This is a genomic window from Stenotrophomonas sp. WED208, from assembly GCF_040984485.1.
Taxonomy (GTDB): Bacteria; Pseudomonadota; Gammaproteobacteria; order Xanthomonadales; family Xanthomonadaceae; genus Stenotrophomonas; species Stenotrophomonas riyadhensis.
The window spans coordinates 92,784-115,523 of the sequence record NZ_JAZARB010000001.1; the positions used below are offsets into that span (position 1 = coordinate 92,784).

Genomic DNA, 22,740 nt, shown 5'->3' on the forward strand with positions numbered 1-22,740 from the left:
GGAGCGACCATGAACCGTATCTACCGACTCGTCTTCAATCCTTCGCTGGGCCAGGTACAGGTTGCTGCGGAGTTCGCGCGCGGGCCGCGTCGCTGTGTCCCGGGGCGATCACGCGCCGCCTTGTGGCTGGCACCCCTGACCGCGGCGCTGCTGCTGACCGGCAGCCTGCAGGCCACGGCGCAGACCCTGCCACAGAACGGCACCATTACGTCGGGCTCGGGAATCATCAACGTCAATGGCAACACCATGACGGTCACCCAGCAGAGCCAGGCTGCGTTGTTCCAGTGGAGCAGCTTCAGCATCGGCTCCGGCAACACGGTCAGATTCGATCAGGCGGGCTCGAGGTCGACGGCGATCAATCTGGTTACCGGCCCGTCCGCCAGCATCATCAGCGGCCAGCTGCTGTCCAACGGGCAGGTATTCCTGCTCAATCCGGCGGGCATTACGTTCACCGGCACTGCCAGCGTCAACGTGGGTGGGTTGCTGGCCAGCACCTTGATGCCCGGCGCACAGGGGATTCCGCTGGATGGTGGTGTGTTGCCGCCCAGTTTCGAATTGGGCGGCACAGGGACCAATGCCGCGGTCAGCAACCTGGGAGGCACGCTGACGGCGACGGCCGGAGGCATCAGCCTGGTCGGCGGTTCGGTGTTCAACAACGGCTACATCGCGGCACCGCTCGGCAATATCGATCTGGCGGCGGCCAGTGCGGTCACCGCGGTGACCGGCGTGTCATCGGCCGGCATGCCAAGCCTGGCGTTCGTCACCACCGCAGCGAGTGGCATGGCAGGAACCGGTATCAGCAACGTCGGTACCCTCAGTGCACGCAACATCAGCATGACGGCGCTGATGGGACCTGGTCTTTCCTCCACCGGCATCAACGCGGGTGGCACGATCATCGCCAATGCGATTGATGGCGCTGACGGCAGCCTCACCATCCGCAGTTCCGCACCGGTGGCGATCAACGATGCCATCATCACGGCCAACGCGATGTCAACGGTGGGATCGGCTGTCATGGGGGGGCCGGTCGCCATCCAGATGACCGGCGGCAGCATCGACGCCACGACCGTGAACTTGAATGGCGGCATCAACGGCGACGTGGTGCTGTCAGGCTCGATCAAGGCAGACTCGATCGGAATCGACGCGAACAACATCACCCAGACCGCGGGTTCGCTGGAGGGCGCGCTGCAACTGGACACGCAGGGCCGAGTGACCCTGGGACAGGCGAGCAATGCCATCAGCCGCGTTGGCGGCCATGTCGGTACCGACCTGACCCTGGCCACCTCGACCAGCCTGGCGAACAGCGGGGCGCTGTCGGTAGGTGGCAATACCACGCTCGACGCAGCTACGGGCAACATCACCCTGACCCATGCCGGCAACAGTTTCGGCAACCGGGTCAGCGCGAAAGGAGCCGATGTCAGTCTGGTCGGCATCGGTGCACTGAACCTGGGCGATATCGATGCGCGCAGCCTGGATGTGCAGGGCGGCAGCCTTGGCCTGAGCGGTACGATCACCACGTCCGGTGACCAGGCCTATCGGTCCGCAGTGACACTCCAGGGCAACTCGACGCTGCAGGGCGGAACGATCCGGTTCGACGGCACGGTTGATGGCAGCTACTACCTGGGTGTCGCCGCCAGCGGAGTGACCACCTTCCTGGGCGCCATTGGTGGCAGTACTGCATTGCAGGGATTGAATGTCGCCACCGGCAGCGGTGCGCGCTTGTCCGGCGACGTCACCACCCTTGGCATGCTCGCGTTCACCGGTCCGTTGCAGGTATACGGATCGCGCCGCCTGACTTCGCTGGGCGGAAACATGACGCTGGGCGGGGCGGTCGACGGTGACGGTGGCGATCTGAGCCTGAGCGCGCGCCAGCTCACGCTCGCCGGCGCAGTGGGCGCCACCGGACCGGTGGATCGCCTGTACGCCAGTGCCGATACCATCACCCTGGGCAGTCGCATTGCCAGCAGACGCGAGATGCTGCTGCAGGGCGACATCCGGCTGGACGGCAACACGCAGCTGGTCAGCACCAATGATGGCGTCATCACCACCGATGGCATTTCCAGCAACATCGGCAGTGGCTACAACCTGACGATCAGCACCGGCAACCGGATCCAGGTCAACGGCAACATCAGTGCCGCCGATGTCGACATCAGCGGACTGATCTTCAGCGGTCGCGGCATCGTCAGCAAGGGCAACCTCGGCATCGACTCCCGGCTCAATCTGCTCCAGACCGGCAGTTACCAGGTCGACGGCCTGTCCCGGTTCAGCAGCCAGGGAGACATCACACTGACTGATGCAGGCAACCGCTTCAGCGGTGAAGTCGCGCTGCAGGGCGGGAACGCCGAACTTCGCGCAGGCGACCTGCTGCTGGGTAGTACTTCGCTGCAGGGCAGCCTCGGGCTGCATCTCACTGGCGGACTGCAGCAGGCCAGCGGCAGCGCGCTGAACATCGGGGGTACCACCCGCATCGACGCCGGCGGTCCCATCAACCTCGACAGGGTGAACGGCTTGGGCCAGCCGGTCAACCGGTTTGGCGGTGAGGTGTCACTGAAGGGTCGCGGCAGCTACATCTCCGCTGCGGGCACGCTGGCCTTCTCCGATTTCGATGTGGACAGCCTGTTGGCGACGGCGGATGTCGTGCAGCTTCCCGCCAGCGGCAGGAGCATCGGCCTGCAGTACTTCCAGGGCAATGTGGTACTGACCCGCGACAGCGTGCTGGACAGCCAGCTTGGCCAGATCAACTTCCGGGGGCGCATCGATGGTGGGTACGCACTGACGCTCGCACGCGGGCTCAACGTGGTGTTTGCCGATGACGTGGGCGGCAATCAGGCGCTCGCCAGTCTCGACATCAGTGGTGCGGGTCCGCTCCAGCTCGGCGGCAACATCACGGCCGACGGCGCGATCCGGTTGGGCAACGTCAACCTGGTTTCGAACACCCCCCGGTTGTTCAGCGTTCGCAGCAACAACGGCAACCTGCTGGCGGGTCGTATCGACGGCAGCAGCGATGGCCGCAGCAGCCTGGCGCTCAACGCGCACGGCGCGCTTGAACTGCAGTCCGGTGCGGGTACCACGCCCGGCGCGGGGCTGGCCAATCTCGAACTCAAGGGGGCAAGCGTGATCGCGCAGGCGATCCGCACCAGTGGCCGGCTTGACGTCAGCAGCACCACCGGGTTCACCCAGGGCGGTACGCTCACTGTCGGCGGCGATGCCAGCTTCAGTGCCGGCAGCCGTGGCAACCTGATGCTGGATACAACGGCCAACACCTTTGCCGGCAAGGTCGCGTTGAGCGGCAACCAGGTGCGGATCCGCGCGCAGCCGGGCCTGGCACTGGATGGGGTGACGGCTGCGGCACTGGATGCGGGCAGTGCGGGGGCGCTGTCGTTGGCCAATGCCAATGTTGCCGGCGCTGCGGTCCTTGACGGTACGTCCCTGCTGTTCGACCAGGTGAGCATTGGCGGAGCCCTGCTGGCTACCGCGAGCGCCGGCGACATCCGCCAGGGAAGTGGGAGCCTGGCGATCGGCAACAACAGCCAGCTGACGGCCAGCACCGATATCGTGCTGGGCGGAACCGGCAATCAACTGGGCAGCGCACTGCAGGTACAGGGCCGTGACATCGCCCTGTCCAGCAGCACGGCACTGGACGTCCAGCAGCTGCAGGCGGCGCGCGATGCCGTGCTGGCGGGTAACGGCGTGCGGCTCGGGACCACCTCCGTGCAGGGAACACTGCAGGTGAACAGCACCGGAGCGATCACCCAGTCTGCTGCGCTGCAGGTGGCGGGCAACAGCCGCTTCCAGGCGGGTTCGGACATCACCCTGGACCAGGCCGGCAATCGTTTCGACGGCAGCGTCGCCCTGCAGGGGGCCAATGTTGCCCTCGGCACCAGCGGTGGCCTGCTGTTCGACGCCGTATCGGTGTCAGGAAACCTGGATGCACGCGCTGGCAGCGCCGGTGTTTCCCAGCAGGCGGCAGTCCAGGTCGGCGGCCGCAGCGACATCCTCACGCAGGGTGCCATCGCGCTGGACCGAGCCGACAACCGGTTCACAGGTGCGGTCGGACTCGACGGAAAGGGTGTCGATCTGCGCGCCGCGGGCGATCTGCAGATTGATCGTCTGAACAACGCCGGGCAATCCGATGTACGCCTGCATGCGGGCGGAGGCCTGCAACTGCCCACCTCTGCCATCGATGCCGGTACCGGCAACCTGACCCTGCTCGCCGATGGCGGGGTGTTGCAGGCCAATGCGCTGCTGGCCGGCAACAACGTCACGCTGACAGGCCGCGATGGCGTGCGGCTGGGCGGTGACCTGCGCAGCGGTGGTTCACTGACCCTGTCCAGCAGCAATGCGGACATCGTGCAGATCGCTGCGCCCAACGGCGTGGGCGGCAGCGTGCAGGCTGCGGGTATGGTGCAGGTCAATGCAGGCAGCGGACGCATCGCCCTGGGCAACGCCGGCAACCGCTTCGGTGGCGCGCTCAACCTGTCCGGTGGTGATATCAACGTGGCCGCCGACACGCTGCTGCTGGGCAGCGTCAACGCGGGCGGCACGTTGTCACTGGCCAGCGCCGGCGACATCCGCCAGCAGGGTGCCGTGCAGGTGGCGGGCACGACCCGCCTGAGTGCCGGCGGTGACATCGACCTGCAGGCGGCGGGCAACCGTTTCGGTGATGCCGTGGCGGTGCAGGGCCGGCAGGTGGCGTTGGCCAGCACCGACCCCCTGCAGCTGCAGGGGGTGACGGCGGACAGCCTGATCGCGCGCAGCGGTGGCTACTTGAGCCTGGGCGCCGCCGGCATCGCGGGCAATGCCACGATCGAAGGGGCCTCCTTGCTGCTGGATGGAGCCACCATCGGCGGCACGCTGTTGGCGACCGCACACGCGGGTGCGATCCGCCAGGGAAGTGGGAGCCTGGCGATCGGCAACAACAGCCAGCTGACAGCCAGCACCGATATCGTGCTGGACGGAACCGGCAATCAACTGGGCAGCGCACTGCAGGTACAGGGCCGTGACATCACCCTGTCCAGCAGCACGGCACTGGATATCCAGCAGCTGCAGGCTGCGCGCGATGCCGTGCTGGCGGGTAACGGCGTGCGGCTCGGGACCACCTCCGTGCAGGGAACACTGCAGGTGAACAGCACCGGAGCGATCACCCAGTCTGCTGCACTGCAGGTGGCAGGCAACAGCCGCTTCCAGGCGGGTTCGGACATCACCCTGGACCAGGCCGGTAATCGTTTCGACGGCAGCGTGGGACTGGACGGTGGCAACGTGGCTGTCACCACCAGCGGCGGTCTGCTGCTGAACAGGGTGTCCGCCAGCGGCAATCTGGATGCACGCGCTGGCAGCGCCGGTGTTTCCCAGCAGGCGGCAGTCCAGGTCGGCGGCCGCAGCGATATCCGCACGCAGGGCGCCATTGTGCTGGATCGTGCTGACAACCGGTTCACAGGTGCGGTCGGACTCGACGGAAAGGGTGTCGATCTGCGCGCCGCGGGCGATCTGCAGATTGATCGTCTGAACAACGCCGGGCAATCCGATATACGCCTGCATGCGGGCGGAGGACTGCAACTGCCCACCTCTGCCATCGATGCCGGTACCGGCAACCTGGCCCTGCTCGCCGATGGCGGGGTGTTGCAGGCCAATGCGCTGCTGGCCGGCAACAACGTCACGCTGACAGGCCGCGATGGCGTGCGGCTGGGTGGTGACCTGCGCAGCGGTGGTTCACTGACCCTGTCCAGCAGCAATGCGGACATCGTACAGATCGCTGCGCCCAACGGCGTGGGCGGCAGCGTGCAGGCTGCGGGTGTGGTGCAGGTCAACGCAGGCAGCGGACGCATCGCCCTGGGCAACGCCGGCAACCGCTTCGGTGGCGCGCTCAACCTGTCCGGTGGTGATATCAACGTGGCCGCCGACACGCTGCTGCTGGGCAGCGTCAACGCGGGCGGCACGTTGTCACTGGCCAGCGCCGGCGACATCCGCCAGCAGGGTGCCGTGCAGGTGGCGGGCACGACCCGCCTGAGTGCCGGCGGTGACATCGACCTGCAGGCGGCGGGCAACCGTTTCGGTGATGCCGTGGCCGTGCAGGGCCAGCAGGTGGCATTGGCCAGCGATGGCGCCCTGCAGCTGCAGGGTGTGACGGCAGGCAGCCTGGTCGCGCGCAGTGCAGAACGCCTGACCCTGTCCGCGGCCGACGTTGCCGGCAATGTGACGCTGCAGGGCCAGCAGCTGCACTTCGGCACGACACATGTGGGTGGCAACCTGCAGGCCACGGGTAGCAACGGCATCGATCAGGACGGCACGCTGCGCGTGGATGGCAGCACCGACCTGCGCAGTGATGCGTCGATTGCATTGGGATCGGCTGGCAACGAGCTGCGTGGCGTAGTGTCGCTGGCTGGCGTGGGTATCGATCTGGCCAGTGCGGGCGACCTGCGCATCGGTTCGCTCGACAACCGCAGCGCCGCAGTTCGCCTGCAGGCAGGAGGCTCGCTGAACCTGCCCACCGGCGTCATTGATACCGGCGGCGGTGACCTGCAGCTGCTGGCCGGCGGCGCATTGCAGTTGCCGGCGGCGTTGCGTGGCAACAACATCACCCTGCGCAGCGGCCAGGACCTGCAGCTCGGCCAGGACGTGCTGGCTGCGGGGGAACTGCAGCTCGGCAGCGGTGGCGCGCTGACCCAGAGCGGTGGCGTGCTGGCCGCACAGCGCCTGCAGGGCAGCGCCGGCGGCAAGGCCAGCCTGCGCGGCGACAACCGTATCGCCACGCTCGGTGACTTCAGCAGCCAAGGCCTGGAGCTGCGGACCACGCAAGGGCTGCAGGTGACCGGCAACGTGCAGGCTGGCGCGCAGGGCCTGCTCGACGTGCATGGTGGTGATCTGCAGCTCAATGGCAGTGTGCAGGCGGGCCAGCTGCGCCTGCAGTCGTCCGGCGCGATCCGTGCCGGTGCTGGTGGCCGCCTGCTGGCTGATCAGCTCAGCGGACGCGCCGCCGGGCCGACGATGCTGGGCGACGCCTCGCTGTTCGTGGCCAATGCCATCGGTACCCTCGGCGATTTCCAGTCGCCCGCAGGCTTCAGCCTGACCAACGCCGGTACCCTGGCCCTTGCCTCGCTCAACGGCAGCGCATTCAGTGTCGATGCCGGCAATAGTGGGTTCTACCTGAAGGTGCAGGGCGGTGACATCCGCCAGCTGGGCACCACGCCGGTGCTGGCCGGTGCCAGCCACTGGTGGTCCAGCGGCAGCATCGGCACCCAGCCCTTGCCGATCTATCTGACCAGCGCCGGCAGCAGCCACGTGGTGGACTTCATCGGCCGCCCACCGGCGTACTTCTATGGCATCGGTACGGATGGACTGCCGCTGGTGGTGGGCGGCGGCCTCAACCTGCCCACGGCGATCGTTGGCGCGCGGACCCAGGGCAGCGTGCTGCCGCGGGTTGCCTATGTCGACATGGGCGCATTGAGTGCCCAGTACCGCGCGTTCGGCATCGTCCAGCCCGGCATCCGCCTGCCGGCCGACCAGACCGTGGCCTGTGACAGCGGTGACCCGGACGCGGAGTGCGCGCAGTGAATCCCACCCTGCCTGGCCACTGGCCGTGGAGGCTCTGATGGACCGCAACGACCTGCTCGACCGCCTGTGTGCGGCACTGCCCGAGGGCAGCGCCTGTGGTGACAACCTCGAATACGATCCGGCCTTCCTGGCCCTGGACCAGGCGGCGGCGGCGCGCGCCGAGCGGGTCGTCGGCGACAGTGTGCTGGCCGCTGAAGAACCCGACTGGGACCGGGTCGGCGAGCAGGCGCTGGCACTGCTGCAGCGCACCCGCGACCTGCGGGTGGCGGTGCATCTGGCCACGGCATGGAGCCGGCAGCAGGGCTGGGCGGGTTGGGCCGATGGCCTGCGCCTGGTGCAGGGCCTGCTGCAGCAGCAATGGGCCGGGGTGCATCCGCAGCTGGATGCGGAGGACGATGACGACCCGACTGCCCGGGTCAACGCGGTGCTGGCGCTGGCCGATCCGCTGGGGGCACTTGGTCGCCTGCGCGTGCTCCCCTTCGTGCAGTCGCCGCGGCTGGGGCGCTTCGCCCTGCGTGAGCTGCGTCTGGCCGAAGGCACGTTGAAGGGGGCGGCAGAGTCCCCGCCTTCGCCGGGCCTGGAGGAGATCGACGCCTGCTGCCTGGATTGCCCGCTGGAGATGCTGGCGGCCAGCACCGAGGCTGCGCGGCAGTCGCTGCAGGCGGCACGCGCGATCGATCAGTTGCTGGGTGAACAGCTGGGACCGGCGGCTCCGGACCTGAAACCGCTTCTGGACGATCTGGCCACGCTGGATCGCTACCTGCAACCGCGCTGGCAGGCACGCAGCGGCAGCCAGGCCGGTGTGGGCGACGAGGAACATGACGCGTCACAGGACAGCGACAGCGCAGGTCCGGTCTCAACCCGCAGCCAACGCATCGAAAGCGCCGACGATGTGCGCCGGCGGCTGGACGAGATCTGCGAGTACTACGCGCGCTGCGAACCGTCCAGCCCGGTACCCCTGCTGCTGCAGCGGGCGCGTCGCCTGGTCGGTGGCGACTTCCTCGCCCTGCTGCGTGACCTGGCGCCGGGTGGCATGGACGAAGTGGGACGGGTGGTGGGTCGCACCGAATAGACCCACGCCCTGCGTGGACGGGCGTCGCCCGATGGGGCAGAGCCCTTTCCTGCGGAAAGGGATCCGACCCTGTCAGATCACCAGCTGTAGAGCTTCCAGTACACCGGCGACACGCCGTCCTTGTCGTTGTCCATGCGGCCATCGCCGTTCTTGTCGTACATGTAGAACGGCGCACCGCGCGACGGGGTCACCTTGACCATGCGCAGCTGGCCGGACACGCGGTATTCCTCGATGACATCGCCGTTGTCCATGGTGCGCTTGGACACATCCGCGCCCTTGACGTCGACCGGGGGAGCGCCCGCGCCACCCATGCTGGCGCAGCCGGCCAACAGGAGCAGGGAGGCCAGCATCAGAGTCTTCATGGGTGGGGTTCCTTTGCCTGGAATGAGCCTCGATTATGCCCCATCGCCGCGCACGTGCCGTGTCGCCGCGGTGCAGGCACGGGCGCGTAGAATCGACCCATGAGCAGATTAGTCCTGATCGACGGGTCCAGTTACCTGTACCGCGCGTTCCACGCGCTGCCGCCCCTGTCCAACGCACAGGGTGAACCCACCGGCGCGCTGTTCGGCGTGGTCAACATGCTGCGCTCGACGCTGAAGGAGCGCCCGGCCTACGTGGCGTTCGTGGTCGATGCGCCCGGCAAGACCTTCCGCGACGACCTGTACGAGCAGTACAAGGCCAACCGCCCGCCCATGCCCGATGAGCTGCGCAGCCAGGTCGAACCGATGTGCCGCATCGTCGAGGCGCTGGGCATCAGCATCCTGCGCATTCCCGGCGTGGAGGCCGACGATGTGATCGGCACGCTGGCGCTGCAGGGCCTGGCGCAGGACCTGAAGGTGACCATCTCCACCGGCGACAAGGACTTCGCCCAGCTGGTGCGCCCGGGCATCGAACTGGTCAACACCATGACCGGCAGCCGCATGGATTCGGATGCGGCGGTGATGGACAAGTTCGGCGTGCGCGCCGACCAGATCATCGACCTGCTGGCGCTGATGGGCGACACCGTCGACAACGTGCCGGGCGTGGAGAAATGCGGTCCGAAGACCGCCGCCAAGTGGCTGGCCGAGTACCAGCACCTGGACGGCGTGATGGCGGCCGCGCCGACCATGAAGGGCAAGATCGGCGAGAACCTGCGCGCCGCGCTGGAGCGCCTGCCGCTGAACCGCGAGCTGGTGACCATCCGCACCGACGTGGAGCTGGACGCCAGCCCGACCACGCTTGCCCTGCGTGAGCAGGACGTACCGGTGCTGACCGAGCTGTACACGCGCTATGGCTTCACCCAGGCGCTGAAGGAACTGGGTGCACCACTGCCGGCGCCCGCAGTGGCCAGCGAAGCTACCCCGAGCCTGCGCGGTACCGCCGCCGGCTTCGCCCGTGGCAGCGCCGAGGCCCCCGCTGCTGGCACGCTGGATCCGGCGCTGGCCGCGCCAGGTGAATACGAGACTGTGCTGACCAGCGAGCAGCTGCAGGCCTGGGTCGAGCGCCTGCAGCAGGCCGATCTGATCAGCTTCGATACCGAAACCAATGCGCTGGACGCGATGCGCGCGCGCCTGGTCGGCATCAGCCTGGCGGTCGAGCCGGGCAAGGCCGCCTATATTCCGGTCGGCCACGATTACCCGGGCGCGCCGGCGCAGCTGCCGATGCAGCAGGTGCTGGATGCGCTGCGCCCGGCGCTGCAGGACCCGGCAAAGAAAAAGCTGGGCCAGCATGGCAAGTACGACCTGCATGTGCTGCGCCGCCATGGCGTGGAGGTGCAGGGCTACCACGACGACACCATGCTCGAGAGCTTCGTGCTCAACTCCACCGCCACCCGCCACGACATGGATTCGCTGGCCCTGCGTTACCTGGGCTACAGCACCATCAAGTTCGAGGACGTGGCCGGCAAGGGCGCCAAGCAGATTCCGTTCTCGCAGGTGGGCATCGACGAAGCCAGCCGCTATGCGGCCGAGGACGCCGACGTCACCCTGCGCCTGCACCACGCGCTGCAGCCACAGCTGCTGGCCGAACCGGCGCTGGACAGCGTGTACCGCGACATCGAGATGCCGCTGGTGCCGGTGCTGACCACGATCGAAGCCAATGGCGTGCGGATCGACACCGACGAACTGCGCCGGCAGAGCCAGGACCTGTCCTCGCGCATGCTGGCCGCGCAGCAGAAGGCCACCGAGCTGGCCGGCCGCAGCTTCAACCTGGATTCGCCCAAGCAGCTGCAGGCGGTGCTGTTCGACGAGCTGAAGCTGCCGGCGGTGGTGAAGACCCCGAAGGGCCAGCCCAGCACCAATGAAGAGGCGCTGGAGGCGATTGCCGACCAGCACGAGCTGCCGCGGGTGATCCTGGATTACCGGGGCCTGGCCAAGCTGCGCAGCACCTACACCGACAAGCTGCCGGAGATGGTCAACCCGGACACCGGCCGGGTGCATACCAGCTACCACCAGTCCGGTGCCGCCACCGGCCGCCTGTCCTCCTCGGACCCGAACCTGCAGAACATCCCGATCCGCACCGAGGATGGCCGCCGCATCCGCCGCGCGTTCATCGCCCCGGAGGGCTTCCAGCTGCTGGCGGCCGACTATTCGCAGATCGAGCTGCGGATCATGGCGCATCTGTCCGAGGACCCGGGCCTGGTGCGTGCCTTCGAACAGGGCGCCGACGTGCACCGCGCCACCGCCGCCGAGGTGTTCGGCCGCACGCTGGAGGAAGTGACCCCGAACGAACGCCGCGCGGCCAAGGCGATCAACTTCGGCCTGATGTACGGCATGAGCGCCTTCGGCCTGGCCCGCAACCTGGGCATCGACCGCGGCCAGGCGCAGGACTATGTGGCGCTGTACTTCAGTCGCTACCCGGGCGTTCGCGACTTCATGGAGCGGATGCGCCAGCAGGCCCGCGACCAGGGCTACGTGGAAACCCTGTTCGGCCGCCGCCTGTACCTGAACGACATTCATGCCCGCAACCAGGGCTTGCGCGCCGGTGCCGAGCGCGCTGCGATCAACGCACCGATGCAGGGCACCGCCGCCGACATCATCAAGCGCGCGATGGTGGATGTGGACCAGTGGTTGCGTGACAGCGGCGCACCGGCACGGATGATCCTGCAGGTGCACGATGAACTGGTGTTCGAAACCGAAAGCAGTTTCGTTGAAGACTTGCGTTTGCAGGTGGTCGAGCGCATGTCGCAAGCGGCCAAACTGCGGGTGCCGTTGGTGGTCGATACCGGTGTCGGTAACAACTGGGACGAAGCCCACTGAGTGCATTTCAGGCCGAAAACGACGTGAATTCGTTCATCCGCCGGAGCTTTCTGACTCGATCATGAATGTTGCCCTGATGGAAGTTCATTAAATTGGGCCCCTTCACGAACCGTTAGTGTTCGGAGTGCTTCTATAACTCTCGACAGGCGCAACGCCTGTTGTGGATCTCTCCCATCCCCTGGAGCAGATCTCGGAACGGGGACTCCTCCCCAAGTGCCCGTTCCCCGGCCCCGTTGACCTCCCCCTGGTCAGCGGGGCTTTTTATTTGTGCTGTCACAACCTCGGATGGGGTCAGATCCCTTTGCCCATCGGGCAAAGGGATCTGACCCCGGATGCTAGGCTGGGCCACCGATCCGCAGGGGAAGACAATGCCCGACCTGTTCGCACTGGCGATGCCGTGGTGGGAGTTCATCCTGCGCGCGGTGGTGGTGTATGTCGTGGTGCTGGGCATGGTCCGGCTCAGTGGCAAGCGCCCGCTGGGGCAGATCACCCCGTTCGACGTGCTGCTGGTGGTGCTGCTGGGCAACGCGGTGCAGAACGCGCTGCTGGGCACCGATACCTCGCTGGGCGGCGGCCTGCTGCTGGCGGCGACCCTGATCCTGCTCAACTACGGAGTGGGTTGGGTGAGTACCCGCAGCCGGCGGGTTGAACGCCTGGTAGAAGGAGAACCGGTGGTGATCGCACGCGATGGCCGCCTGTTCGACGCCGTTCTGCGGCGGGAACAGGTCACCCGCTCGGATTTCGAGGCCGCCATGCGCCAGCAGGGCTGCCTTGGCGTGGAAGATGTCGAGCTGGCCTTGCTGGAGATCAACGGGCACATCACCATCATTCCCAGGAAGAGCACCTGACTTGTAGAGCCGAGCCCATGCTCGGCTGCACTGGGTTTCAGCCGAACATGGGCTCGGCGCTACGCGGCATCGTTCATGGCGTGCAGCGGGCGTTGCCCGCAGCAGGCTTGCGCTCGTAATAGGCGAAACGGTTGCCGCTGTCGATGCCGACCAGGTTGCCGTTCTGCAGCAGTTGCAGCACGAAGTCGCTGCCGATATCGCGATGGATGAGGATGCGGCCTTCGCGCAGGCTCGCACGCAGTGGCTGTTCGCGGCCTCCGGCCTCGACCACGCCACCCTCGAGGAAGCGCAGCTGCGACAGCACGCTGCGCTCGGCTTCAAAGCTGCCACAGGGCATCGCGGTGGCTGGCACTGGCGTGAGCGCGGACGCGGAGGCGCTGGCAAGAACGGCAAGGTCCTTGGCAGGCCCGCAGGCCGGGGCATCCGCGCGCTGAGCACAGGAACGCTGCAGCGCATCGCGGGCCTGCTGCAGGCGGCCACCGCTCCACAAGGCTTCGGCGACGTCGGCGCAGAATGTTTCGCCCTGTTGCACGCGGCACAGCTCGGTCAGCTCATCCAGCTGTGCGGGCGGCAGCGGCGCATCCACCGAATGCTGCAGGCCGAGCAGGGCCTTGCCCATCATTTCCGAAGCGATCTTCCTGGCCACTGCGGTGCAGCCCTCGGCGTCGAACGACGGTGACTCCTCCTTGCAGATCTCGGGCATCGGCGGTTCGGACGTTTCCGGCGCGGCGTCCTTGGCCTGCTGCTGGTAGGTCTCCAGCAGCTGGGTGCAGGCCGCGCCCACGCCCTCGGCACACCAGGCGTGCAGCTTCACCGGCGCGGCCTCCGGCAATGCCTCCAGGCACTCGGAGGTGTACATCACGCAGCCACCCTCGATGGGCTCGGGCATCGTCTTGCAGGCGGCAGCATGCTCACGGGTGAACTCGCGATAGGGCGTGTTGATCGTGCGGTCGTTGTCCGAGAAGTACCAGTTTTCCAGGCGGCCGGTGGACAGGTTGCCGGTGCCGAGCACATCTTCCTGGCGGGCGATGCGCAGTTCCTCGGTGGCCTGGTAGGGGCCGGACAGGAAGCCGTGGCCTTCGCTCTCGATGGTCAGCGTGATAGTGCCGCCGCTGTCCTTGTAGGTGCCGCAGGCCATCGATTGCGCGGCAGCCGGCAGGCTGGCCGAGGCCAGCGCGAGCAACAGCAGGGAGCGCCAACCCGCAGCGCGGTGGCGGAGGGCAACAACAGCAGGCATGACATCATCCTTGAAGAAGAAAGAACACGACCTGCCCGGTGCAGGACGCACCGCAGGCAGGAGAAAGCACCACGCCCCAGGCGCGGTGCCGGAAGATCAGAGCCAGTCGCGCGGCACCAGGTAATCGGCCAGGCGCGCCTCGGCGCTGCCGGCCTCCGGGCTGAAGCCGTACTCCCAACGCACCCGCGGCGGCAGGCTCATCAGGATGCTTTCGCTGCGGCCACCGCTCTGCAGACCGAACAGCGTGCCGCGGTCATAGACCAGGTTGAATTCCACGTAGCGGCCACGGCGGTACAGCTGGAACTCGCGTTCGCGCTCGCCATGGGCGGTGTCCTTGCGCTGCTGCACGATCGGCAGGTAGGCGTCGAGGAAGCCATCGCCGACCGCGCGCAGGTAGTCGAAATCGCGCTCGAAGTCGCCATGCAGGTCGTCGAAGAACAGGCCACCGACGCCGCGCGTTTCGTTGCGGTGGCGCAGGAAGAAGTACTCGTCGCACCAGCGCTTGTGCGCGGCGTAGCGTTCGTCGCCGAAGGGGGTGCACAGGTCGCGTGCGACCCGGTGCCAGTGCTGCACGTCTTCGTCGAACGGATAGAACGGGGTCAGGTCGAAGCCACCACCGAACCAGCTGGCCACCACTTCGCCGTCGCGCTGCGCCTGGAAGAAGCGCACGTTGGCATGCGTGGTCGGCACATAGGGGTTGAGCGGGTGGAACACCAGCGACACGCCGGTAGCGCGCCAGGAGGCGCCGGCCAGTTCCGGGCGGTTGGCCGAGGCCGACGGCGGCAGGCGGCTGCCGGCCACGTCGGAGAAGCCGATGCCGGCCTGCTCGAACACCGCGCCATCGCGCAGCACGCGGGTACGCCCGCCACCGCCCTCGGCCCGCTGCCACAGGTCTTCCTGGAAGCGGGCCTGGCCATCGACGGCCTCGATCGCCGCACAGATGCGGTCCTGCAGGTCGGTGAGGTAGGCGCGCACGCGCTCGAATTCGTTCATGGCGCGTACTTTACCGCAGGGCCCGCCCGACGCAGCGGACAGGCCCTGGCGGGCTCAGCGCTTGCGGTTGGAAGTGCGCGGCGCCGGAGCGTCGTCCACGGCCGCCTCGTCAACCGCCTTCTGCAGGGCACCGCCCAGCGTGATCAGCTCCCAGTTCTGGGTGCCGAGCACGTCGCAGGCCACGTGCAGGCCGCTGCGGTCGGCCTTGCACAGCTGCTCCAGGGTTGCCCGTGCGTCCAGTTCCGCACCGTTGCCCTGCGTGGTGACCAGGTTCTCGCAGCCCTCGCGGACGCCGGCGCGGCAGACCGTGGTGTAGTGCTCGGCGGCCTGCAGCCAGTTCCCGGACAGCGCAAGGCGGTTGCCGAGAATGTTGCAGCCCTGCAGCTTGCCCTGGGCACAGCAGGCTTCGGCACCGCCCTCGTTGGCCAGCGCCAGCGGGCAATCCTGCGGCAGTGGCAGCACCTTGAACTGCTTTGGTGCACTGCACCGGGTCGGGCCCTCGCCGGTGGGGACGAACACCTGGAAACGGGTCCAGGTATCCAGGCCCAGCAGTTGGCCGCCAGGCAGCGGGCGCAGCACGAAGTCGCCGCCCCGGTCGTGGCGGATGCGGATGTCGCCCGCTTCGACGCGTGCGCGAAGATGGCTGCTCCAGCCCACACCGACCAGGCCGGCATCGCCGAAGTCCAGCGTGTCCATCAGGCCCCCGTCGGACCGGTAATTGCCGCAGGGCAATGCAGTCGCGGGCTGCGGTCGCAGCGATGCGACCACCGCCTGCAGTGCGGGCAGACGCTCACAGACGGAGCGCTCGTTGCCGGCGGTGCAGGCCGCCGCCAGGGCCTGCACCGCCTGCAGGTGATCTCCCGACTCCCAGGACAGTTCGGCCACGCGCTCGCAGAAGCCGGCCTGCGCTGTCTCCCGGCACAGTTGCAGCAGTTGCTGGCGTCGCTGTACAGGCATGATCACCGGTGAGTCCGGGCCAGCCATCGTCACCATGGCTTCGGTCATGGCGGCCGTCATCGCGGCCTTGACCAGCTGCTCCTGCACTGCGGGGTCGGCCTCGAGTGCGGCCGCACACGCCGGGGTTCCCTGTTCGAAGCCGCCATCGTCACAGGCGGCGGGGAGTTTGATGCCCGACAGGGCCGCGTCGAGCGCTGCCTTTGCCAGGGCGGGATCGGCCTCGACCGTGGGTTTAGCCTCCTCGTGCCAACGATCAGCCAGTTGCAGGCACATGCCGGGCACGCCCTCGCGACACCCCGCTTCCAGGGCGGCCGGGGTCGCTTCGCGACGGTTGTCCAGGCACGCCGCCGCATCGGCCAGGCAGCTGCCTTCAGCCGGTATGGCCGCTGCGGCGCACTGTGCGGGGGTCTGCAGGAGGTAGACCGTGCCATCCACCTCGACCGTGCGGCCACGATCGCGAACCTGCAGCGCACTGGGCAGGCCGTACTCCAGATTCACCAGTTGCAGCTTCCCGTCGATCTGCTGGAACACGACCGGAGACGGCGCACTGCCGAAGTGCTTCTGCTCGCCACGGTTGGGTGAGCTGATGCGCAGCGTGCTGCTGCCTTCATCGGCCTTGAACAGGCCGCATTGCAGTGACTGTGCGGAGGCCATCGGCGCGGCCAGCAGCAACGCCCAGGCCAGCCAGCGGCGGCGCGGTGCGGGTGAATGCATGTCGTCTCCTTGACGATCGAACGGGAAACTCCAGGCGCTACGGCGAACCACGGCCCTCGCGCGGGGGCATGCATTGTGCCGTGCCTGGCACGGGCTGGTAACGCTGGTAGGCCGTCTGGTTGTCCATGCCGAGCAGGTCGCCGTTGCCGAGCTGGCGCAGTACGAACGTTTCGCCGTTCTGTTGCAGCTGGACGGCGCCTTCGTGCAGGCGGGCCTGCGTGCCATCGCCGAAGTCGAAACTGTCGAACTGGCCACCGTCGGCCTGGTAGCGGCCACACGGCACATGTTGGAGCGCCACCAGGTGCAGGTCGGCGCCGAGTTCACGCAGCGGTGCGGTACGTTCGCAGGCACTGACGCGTCCAGCATCGCAGACCACCTGCAGGGCCTGCACCGCCAACGCAGGTTGCAGCGCGTCCAACTGTTGCGCGGCTACTTCGATGCAGAAGCGGCCACCACGGTGTTGCAGGCACAGCTGCTGCAGCTGTTGCAGCGCCGCCAGGGGCAACGGCGGTCCCTTCGGTGCCTTCTCGGCCTGTTCCAGGCGCTGATCAACCCGTCGCATGGCGGCAGCCAGATCATCGTCGGTCAGCACTTCGCAGACCTGAGGATCGTGGGTGGGGGCGTGCTCGCGGCAGGCTGGCGGGCGCTCGAAGTGCGCACTGCCGGCGCCATCGGTCGCTGCCGCGGTGTTGCTTTCGAGTCTCTGCTGCAGCAGCGCCGAGCAACCGGCGCCCACACCCTCGTCGCAGGCGCGCCGGGCCTGGCCGGGTGAGGCCGTTGGCAGCTGCACCATGCAGTAACTGCCAGCAGCGCGGCAGCTGCCGGCCACAGCGCTGGGCTCGACAGCGCAGGCCCTGGGCTGGCGCAGGGTATAGACCACGAGCACGTCGTCCTCGATGCGCCGCCCATCGGCGCTGATCCGGATCGGCTCCGCCACGCCATCGTCGAGCATGACCAGGCGCGTCTGTGCCGCACTGCGATCGACCCACAGCGGTTCCGGCTCACCGATGCCATTGTCGCGGTAACCGCTGCTGGGGGTGGTGAACACCAGGGCCATGCCGTCATCGACGCTGCGGTACTCGCCGCAGCGCAGGGCATCGGCACTGGCAGGCAGCGCGGCGAACAGCAACAGGGCAGGGAAAAGAGTCAGCAAGCGCATGCGACGGTCCTTGTCGTGCGAGAAGGGGAAGGGGCTCAGTGGAAGCGCGAGCGGATGTCGGGCCGCAACAGGCGCCAGGCCAGCCAGCCCTGCAGGCCCAGGAACAGCACCGAAGTGCCCAGCAGGGTGAAGGTCATCATCCAGCGACGCGGCTGCAGCGATTGCTGCATCTCCGGCTCGTCGGCAAGCAGCACGATCATGTCGCGCATGAACACGTCCAACCACCAGGTGATCGCGAAATTGGCCAGTGCGCTCACCAGCAGCATCACCACGAAGCACCACAGGCCCCAGCGGCGCTCGCGCAGCAGCCCCCAGCTGGCCACGGCCGAGACCAGGCAGAGCAGTGCGGTGATCATCGAGGCACCCACCGGGTGCGCCAGCAGCCAGGTCAGGCTGTGCATCTGCCGATGCTGTGCTTCACCCGCCAGCAGCTGCCAGAGTGGAGCGTCGTGCAGCGGCCACACCAGCAGACCCTGCAGCGCGAAATAGCCGGCCAGCAGCGCGGACAGCCAGAAGGAGGCTTGCACCAGTGGCCGAATCCACGCGTGGTAGGGCGAAGGCTGCAACGAGGGCGGCGGGAGCGGCACTGACATCCGGTGTCCTTGCAATCGGTGCCCGCGCGATCAGCGGGCCGTCACCCGGGTGGCGACGGCCGGCAGGATATGGTGTTCGCTCAGCGGTGCCAAGGGCAGGCCGTGCGGTGGCTGCAGCGGCACCCAGGCCAGTTCGGCGATCTCCGCGCGTGCCTGTGGCGTGCCGTCCACCCGCACCCACCACGCCTGTGCCTGCACGCGGTGGCCGGGTTCGTTCACCGCCCAGTCCTGGAACGTGCCCAGCGTGATGGAGGCATCGGTGCACAGCTGCACGCCGAGTTCCTCGTCCAGCTCGCGGGCCAGCGCCTGCAGTGGCGCTTCGCCGGGTTCGGGCTTGCCGCCGGGCTGGATGAAGCGGGTGGCGCCGTGCTTGCGCACCACCAGCGCCCGGCCGCGGTCATCCAGGATGACCGCGGCCACGATGTGGATCGTGGCCGCGGCGTTGCTCACTTCAGGTTCTGCTCGAACAGCTTGAGGATGCGCTTGTACTGGTCCAGCCAGGAATCGGCGCGGACGTAGCCATGGCGCTCCAGCGGGTACGGTGCGATCGACCAGTTGTCCTTGTGCAGTTCGATCAGGCGCTGGGTGAGGTTCACCGAGTCCTGGAAGAACACGTTGTCATCCATCATGCCGTGGGCGATCAGCAGGTTGTCCTGCAGGTTCTGCGCGTACTCGATCGGCGAGGACACGCGGTACGCCTCCGGATCGATGTCCGGGGTGTTGAGGATGTTGCTGGTGTAGCCATGGTTGTACTGGTGCCAGTCGACCACCGGGCGCAGCGCGGCGCCGGCCTTGAACGTACCCGGCGAGCGGAACAGCGCCATGAAGGTCATGAAGCCGCCGTAGGAACCGCCGTAGATGCCGGCATGATCGCGGTCACCCTGCTGGGTATCGACCAGCCAGTCCAGGCCGTCCTTGTAGTCTTCCAGTTCCGGGTGGCCCATGTTGCGGTAGATCGCCGTACGCCAGTCGCGGCCGTAGCCCTCGCTGCCGCGGTAATCCATGTCCAGCACGATGTAGCCCTTCTGCACCAGCAGGTTGTGGAACATCTGCTCGCGGAAGTAGGCCGGGTAGCGCTGGTGCACGTTCTGCAGGTAGCCAGCGCCGTGCACGAACATCACGATCGGGTACTTCTTCCCCGGTTCCTTGTTTTCCGGTTCGTAGTACTTGGCCCAGACCACGCCGGCGCCATGCTTGGACGGCACTGCCACCAGCTTCGGCTGGATCCACTGGCGCGCCTTGTAGTCGGCGGTGCGGGTGTCGGTCAGCACGCGGGCCTGGCCGCCGGTGCTCGGCAGCACGGCCAGCTGCGGCGGCAGGTAGGCGCCGGAGTAGCGCACCAGCAGCTGCTGGCCGTCCGGCGACAGCGAGAAGTCTTCCACGCCGTTGAGGCTGGTCAGCTCGCGCACCTGGCGGCTGCCGGTGTCGACCGCGCAGACTTCGTAGTCATGCGGGGCCTGCTGGTTGCACAGGAAGTAGAAGCCCTTGCCATCGGCCGACGGCACCGGCGCCGAGGTTTCCCACTTGCCGCTGGTCAGCGCCTGCGGCTTGGCGGTGCCGGCCTGGGTGTACAGGTGCGAGAAGCCCGATTCCTCCGACAGCAGCCACAGCGTGCGGCCATCGGCCATCCAGCCGAAATCATTGAAGCCCCAGTTGATCCAGCCGTTGTCGGTCAAGCGATGGCGGTTCTGCACGCGGCCATCGGCAGCGTTGACGCTGATGATCCAGCGGTCCTTGTTGTCGTTGGCACGCAGCATCACCGCGGCCTGCTGGCCATCGGGGCTCCAGCGGATGCCACCGCCCATGAAGTCGCTCATCACCTGCAGGCTGCGCTCGCCCTTCAGCGCGTCCTTGCCGGCCTTGCGGCGCAGCTCGGCCAGCGGATCGGTGCTGATGCCAGGCAGGCCGGCCAGCGAAACCTTCTCGGCCTTGCCGGTGCGCACGTCCACGTACCACAGGGTGTGCGGCTCGAAGCCGTTACGGCCGACGCGGGTGCGGGTGTCTTCGGTTTCCTCGTAGCCCGACTCGGTCACGTACAGCGGCATCTTGCCGCCGCGGCCGTCATCGAAGTCCTTCGGCTTGGTCACCACGATCAGGTGGGTCAGGTCCGGCGACAGCACGCTGTCGGCGATCTCCACGTCGGTGCCCAAGTACACCGGGCCCGGTGCGCGGGTCGGATCGGCCTGGCGCCAGCGCTGGTCCTGGTCTTTCAGTGCTTCGCGCTGGTCGCGGTCGCGGCGCAGGGTTTCCAGCGTACGCAGCTGCTGGTCGCGCAGCACGTCGGCCTTCGGTGGCGTACGCGGATCCTTCTCGGCCTTCAGGCTGGCCACCTGCTGCACACCGCTGGCGGCGGTCCAGTGGAACCAGTTCTGGCCAACGCGCCAGATCACGCCATTGTCGGCAGCGAAGTTCACGTTGCCCGCGCGCTCGTTGCTGCGGGTCAGCTGGGTCAGCGCGCCACTGCGCAGGTCGCGTACGAACACGTCGCCATTGCGGACGAAGGCGCTGCGGCTGCGGCTGCGGTCGTAGACCGGCTCGGCCACGTCCAGGGTGCCACGCTGGTCATCGGCCACCTGTGCGGCCACGCCACCGGCCACCGGCTGGCGGAAGGTATCGCGCACCGGGCTGCCGTTGCGCTTGAGCTGGTATTCCACCTGCTGGCTGTTCCACGACCACCAGGCCTTCTCGACCGGCGGACCAATCCAGTCCGGGTCGGCCATGGCCTGTTCGATGGTGATCGGCGTCGGCGCGGCATGCGCAGCCGGTGCGGCCAGCACGGCCGACAGCAGGAGGGACAGGGGCAGCACTCGGGACATGGGCGGACGGCACCAGAAGAGGAAACCGGCCAAGCGTAGCAGCCGCAAGGGCCCGGGGCAGGGGCCACAGGTCATGGCAGCGGGATTGGCAAAGTGGTGCAACCGGTAGCCGGCCTCGCGCATCCATTCTCCTGAACCCGCATCATCCACCGAACAGGAGCCCGACCATGCAGGAACTGATCCCGATCACCCTCTTCATCTGCATCGCCTACGCGATCCACGCCATTGCCGATGCCCGCGCGCGCAGCAAGCTGGTGGCCCCGCACGTGCCGGAGGAAGTGATCCGCTCGCTGGCCGTGCTGGAAGAAGAACGCCGCCGCCAGGGTGCGCTGCGCTGGGGCATCAGCCTGGTCTGCCTGGCGTTGGCCATGGCCCTGCTGGAAGTCATCGGTGCGCGTGACCTGACCTTCGGTGCCGCCGCCGCGCTGGTCGGCAGCGCCGGCCTCGGCCAGCTGCTGGCCTGGCACTTCACCCGTCCTGCCGCACGCAAGGGCTGAGCCGGCCCATGCCACGGGCACAGGGGGCGCCCCGCAGATGAGCCTGCTCGGCGAAGCACTGTCGGCACTGCGGGGCCGTCGTCGCCACGAAGCAGCGGCGACGGCGGCACCCGCCGCACCGCTGGATGCGGACCGGGCCCTGGTGCGGGCCATCATCGACGGCTCGCAGGCGGCGTTTTCGCAGCTGGTCGAGACCCACCAGCGCACCTGCGCACATGTGATCGGGCGCATGGTGGGCGACCGCGATCAGGTGGCCGACCTGCTGCAGGAGACCTTCCTGGCCGTGTTCCGCCAGCTGCACCGCTTTCGCTTTGAATCCTCGCTGCGCACCTGGGTTTCGCGGGTGGCTTACACCACCGCGCTGCAGCACCTGCGCCGGCGACGGCTGGAGGCGCAATGGATGGTGGCGGTGGAAGTACCCGAGGAACTGGGCGTCGGCGATGAAGGTCCGGGGCCGGCTGAACTGAGCGAGACACTGCAGGCAGGGCGCCAGCTCGGCGCAGCGCTGGAACGGTTGAGTGCACCGCAGCGCCTGATCGTCGGCCTGCATTACCTGGAGGATTTCGATCTGGCCGAGATCGAACAGGTAACGGGGCTGGCACGCGGTACCATCAAGAGCCACCTGCACCGCGCGCGCCAGGTCCTGAAGCAGGAACTGACGCGGCATGCCACCGCCGGAGAGCTGCTGTGAGCCCATCGACCGACCCTCGCGATGCGGAAAAGCGCGCGCTGGCGCAGGCGTTGCGTGAGCAGACGCAGCAGGAAGAAACACCGGATGTGAGCGAGGCGCTGCAGAAGCGCATTGCCGCTGAGTCGCGCGACGGTGGTGTGGGCTATGTGGTGGTGCAGGTGGTGTTGTTGGGTGCGTTGGTGGCGGCAGCTGTCTGGTACTTCTGGAACTGAGGCGCCCTCCGGGCGGTGGGCTGCTCTAGTCGCTGTTGGTAGATGCCGACCTTGGTCGGCGTTTGGGCGTGTGTGCCAACCAAGGTTGGCAGCTACCAAAGTGGTTAATTCGTAGTGCTGGGCCATGCCTGGCAGGCCTTCCCGCCTGCGACAAAGTGAAGCAGCGC

General features: G+C 67.7%; 15 protein-coding genes. 7 read left to right on the forward strand and 8 right to left on the reverse strand.

Annotated elements, in window-relative coordinates; genetic code table 11:
- Positions 1 to 9 precede the first annotated feature (9 nt).
- Together VPH47_RS00370 and tssA are read left to right on the forward strand one after the other, a co-directional pair.
- Positions 10 to 7,548 carry a filamentous hemagglutinin N-terminal domain-containing protein gene (locus VPH47_RS00370; RefSeq protein WP_368849866.1) on the forward strand — a complete coding sequence of 2,513 codons (7,539 nt, stop codon included), beginning with the start codon at positions 10 to 12 and terminating at the stop codon, positions 7,546 to 7,548.
- Positions 7,549 to 7,585: 37 nt separating this feature from the next.
- Positions 7,586 to 8,620 (forward strand): type VI secretion system protein TssA, encoded by a 1,035-nt coding sequence (gene tssA / locus VPH47_RS00375; RefSeq protein WP_368849867.1) that lies wholly within the window; start codon positions 7,586 to 7,588, stop codon positions 8,618 to 8,620.
- Positions 8,621 to 8,697: 77 nt separating this feature from the next.
- On the opposite strand, the gene VPH47_RS00380 is transcribed toward tssA, so the two are convergent.
- Entirely contained in the window at positions 8,698 to 8,982 is a 285-nt protein-coding gene (locus tag VPH47_RS00380) for a DUF2782 domain-containing protein (RefSeq protein ID WP_110714140.1), read from the reverse strand.
- A 99-nt stretch (positions 8,983 to 9,081) separates the two neighbouring features.
- Between VPH47_RS00380 and polA the strand changes: the two genes are divergently transcribed.
- Together polA and VPH47_RS00390 are read left to right on the forward strand one after the other, a co-directional pair.
- Entirely contained in the window at positions 9,082 to 11,856 is a 2,775-nt protein-coding gene (gene polA, locus VPH47_RS00385) for a DNA polymerase I (RefSeq protein WP_368849868.1), read from the forward strand.
- 368 nt (positions 11,857 to 12,224) lie between these two features.
- Positions 12,225 to 12,704, forward strand: coding sequence for a DUF421 domain-containing protein (locus VPH47_RS00390; RefSeq protein ID WP_110714138.1), 480 nt, complete (start codon positions 12,225 to 12,227; stop codon positions 12,702 to 12,704).
- 73 nt (positions 12,705 to 12,777) lie between these two features.
- Here VPH47_RS00390 and VPH47_RS00395 read toward each other — a convergent pair whose 3' ends face one another.
- From VPH47_RS00395 to VPH47_RS00425, 7 genes are all read right to left on the reverse strand, one after another.
- Positions 12,778 to 13,941 (reverse strand): hypothetical protein, encoded by a 1,164-nt coding sequence (locus VPH47_RS00395; RefSeq protein ID WP_110714137.1) that lies wholly within the window; start codon positions 13,939 to 13,941, stop codon positions 12,778 to 12,780.
- Between the two features lie 96 nt (positions 13,942 to 14,037).
- Entirely contained in the window at positions 14,038 to 14,934 is an 897-nt protein-coding gene (gene hemF, locus VPH47_RS00400; RefSeq protein ID WP_049446973.1) for an oxygen-dependent coproporphyrinogen oxidase, read from the reverse strand.
- A 54-nt stretch (positions 14,935 to 14,988) separates the two neighbouring features.
- Positions 14,989 to 16,605, reverse strand: coding sequence for a hypothetical protein (locus tag VPH47_RS00405; RefSeq protein WP_368849869.1), 1,617 nt, complete (start codon positions 16,603 to 16,605; stop codon positions 14,989 to 14,991).
- Between the two features lie 37 nt (positions 16,606 to 16,642).
- Positions 16,643 to 17,764 (reverse strand): hypothetical protein, encoded by a 1,122-nt coding sequence (locus VPH47_RS00410; RefSeq protein WP_368849870.1) that lies wholly within the window; start codon positions 17,762 to 17,764, stop codon positions 16,643 to 16,645.
- A gap of 35 nt (positions 17,765 to 17,799) precedes the next feature.
- Positions 17,800 to 18,357: a hypothetical protein gene (locus VPH47_RS00415; RefSeq protein WP_153854825.1), complete on the reverse strand. Its 558-nt coding sequence runs from the start codon at positions 18,355 to 18,357 to the stop codon at positions 17,800 to 17,802.
- A 30-nt stretch (positions 18,358 to 18,387) separates the two neighbouring features.
- Positions 18,388 to 18,807, reverse strand: coding sequence for an NUDIX domain-containing protein (locus VPH47_RS00420; RefSeq protein ID WP_368849871.1), 420 nt, complete (start codon positions 18,805 to 18,807; stop codon positions 18,388 to 18,390).
- Complete coding sequence (locus tag VPH47_RS00425) at positions 18,804 to 21,173, reverse strand: S9 family peptidase (protein ID WP_125893347.1); 2,370 nt, start codon at positions 21,171 to 21,173, stop codon at positions 18,804 to 18,806. The genes VPH47_RS00420 and VPH47_RS00425 overlap by 4 nt, the downstream gene beginning before the upstream one ends.
- Positions 21,174 to 21,340: 167 nt before the next feature.
- Here VPH47_RS00425 and VPH47_RS00430 point away from each other — a divergent pair, with 167 nt between their 5' ends.
- Genes VPH47_RS00430 through VPH47_RS00440 form a run of 3 tightly spaced genes read left to right on the forward strand, consistent with a single transcriptional unit; the run spans position 21,341 to position 22,573 of the window.
- The gene (locus VPH47_RS00430) at positions 21,341 to 21,670 is read left to right on the forward strand and encodes a hypothetical protein (RefSeq protein ID WP_053451142.1); all 330 of its coding nucleotides are present in this window, start codon (positions 21,341 to 21,343) and stop codon (positions 21,668 to 21,670) included.
- Positions 21,671 to 21,707: 37 nt separating this feature from the next.
- Entirely contained in the window at positions 21,708 to 22,361 is a 654-nt protein-coding gene (locus tag VPH47_RS00435) for an RNA polymerase sigma factor (RefSeq protein ID WP_368849872.1), read from the forward strand.
- Positions 22,358 to 22,573 carry a hypothetical protein gene (locus VPH47_RS00440; protein ID WP_368849873.1) on the forward strand — a complete coding sequence of 72 codons (216 nt, stop codon included), beginning with the start codon at positions 22,358 to 22,360 and terminating at the stop codon, positions 22,571 to 22,573. Before VPH47_RS00435 ends, VPH47_RS00440 begins: the two co-directional genes overlap by 4 nt.
- Positions 22,574 to 22,740: the final 167 nt, after the last annotated feature.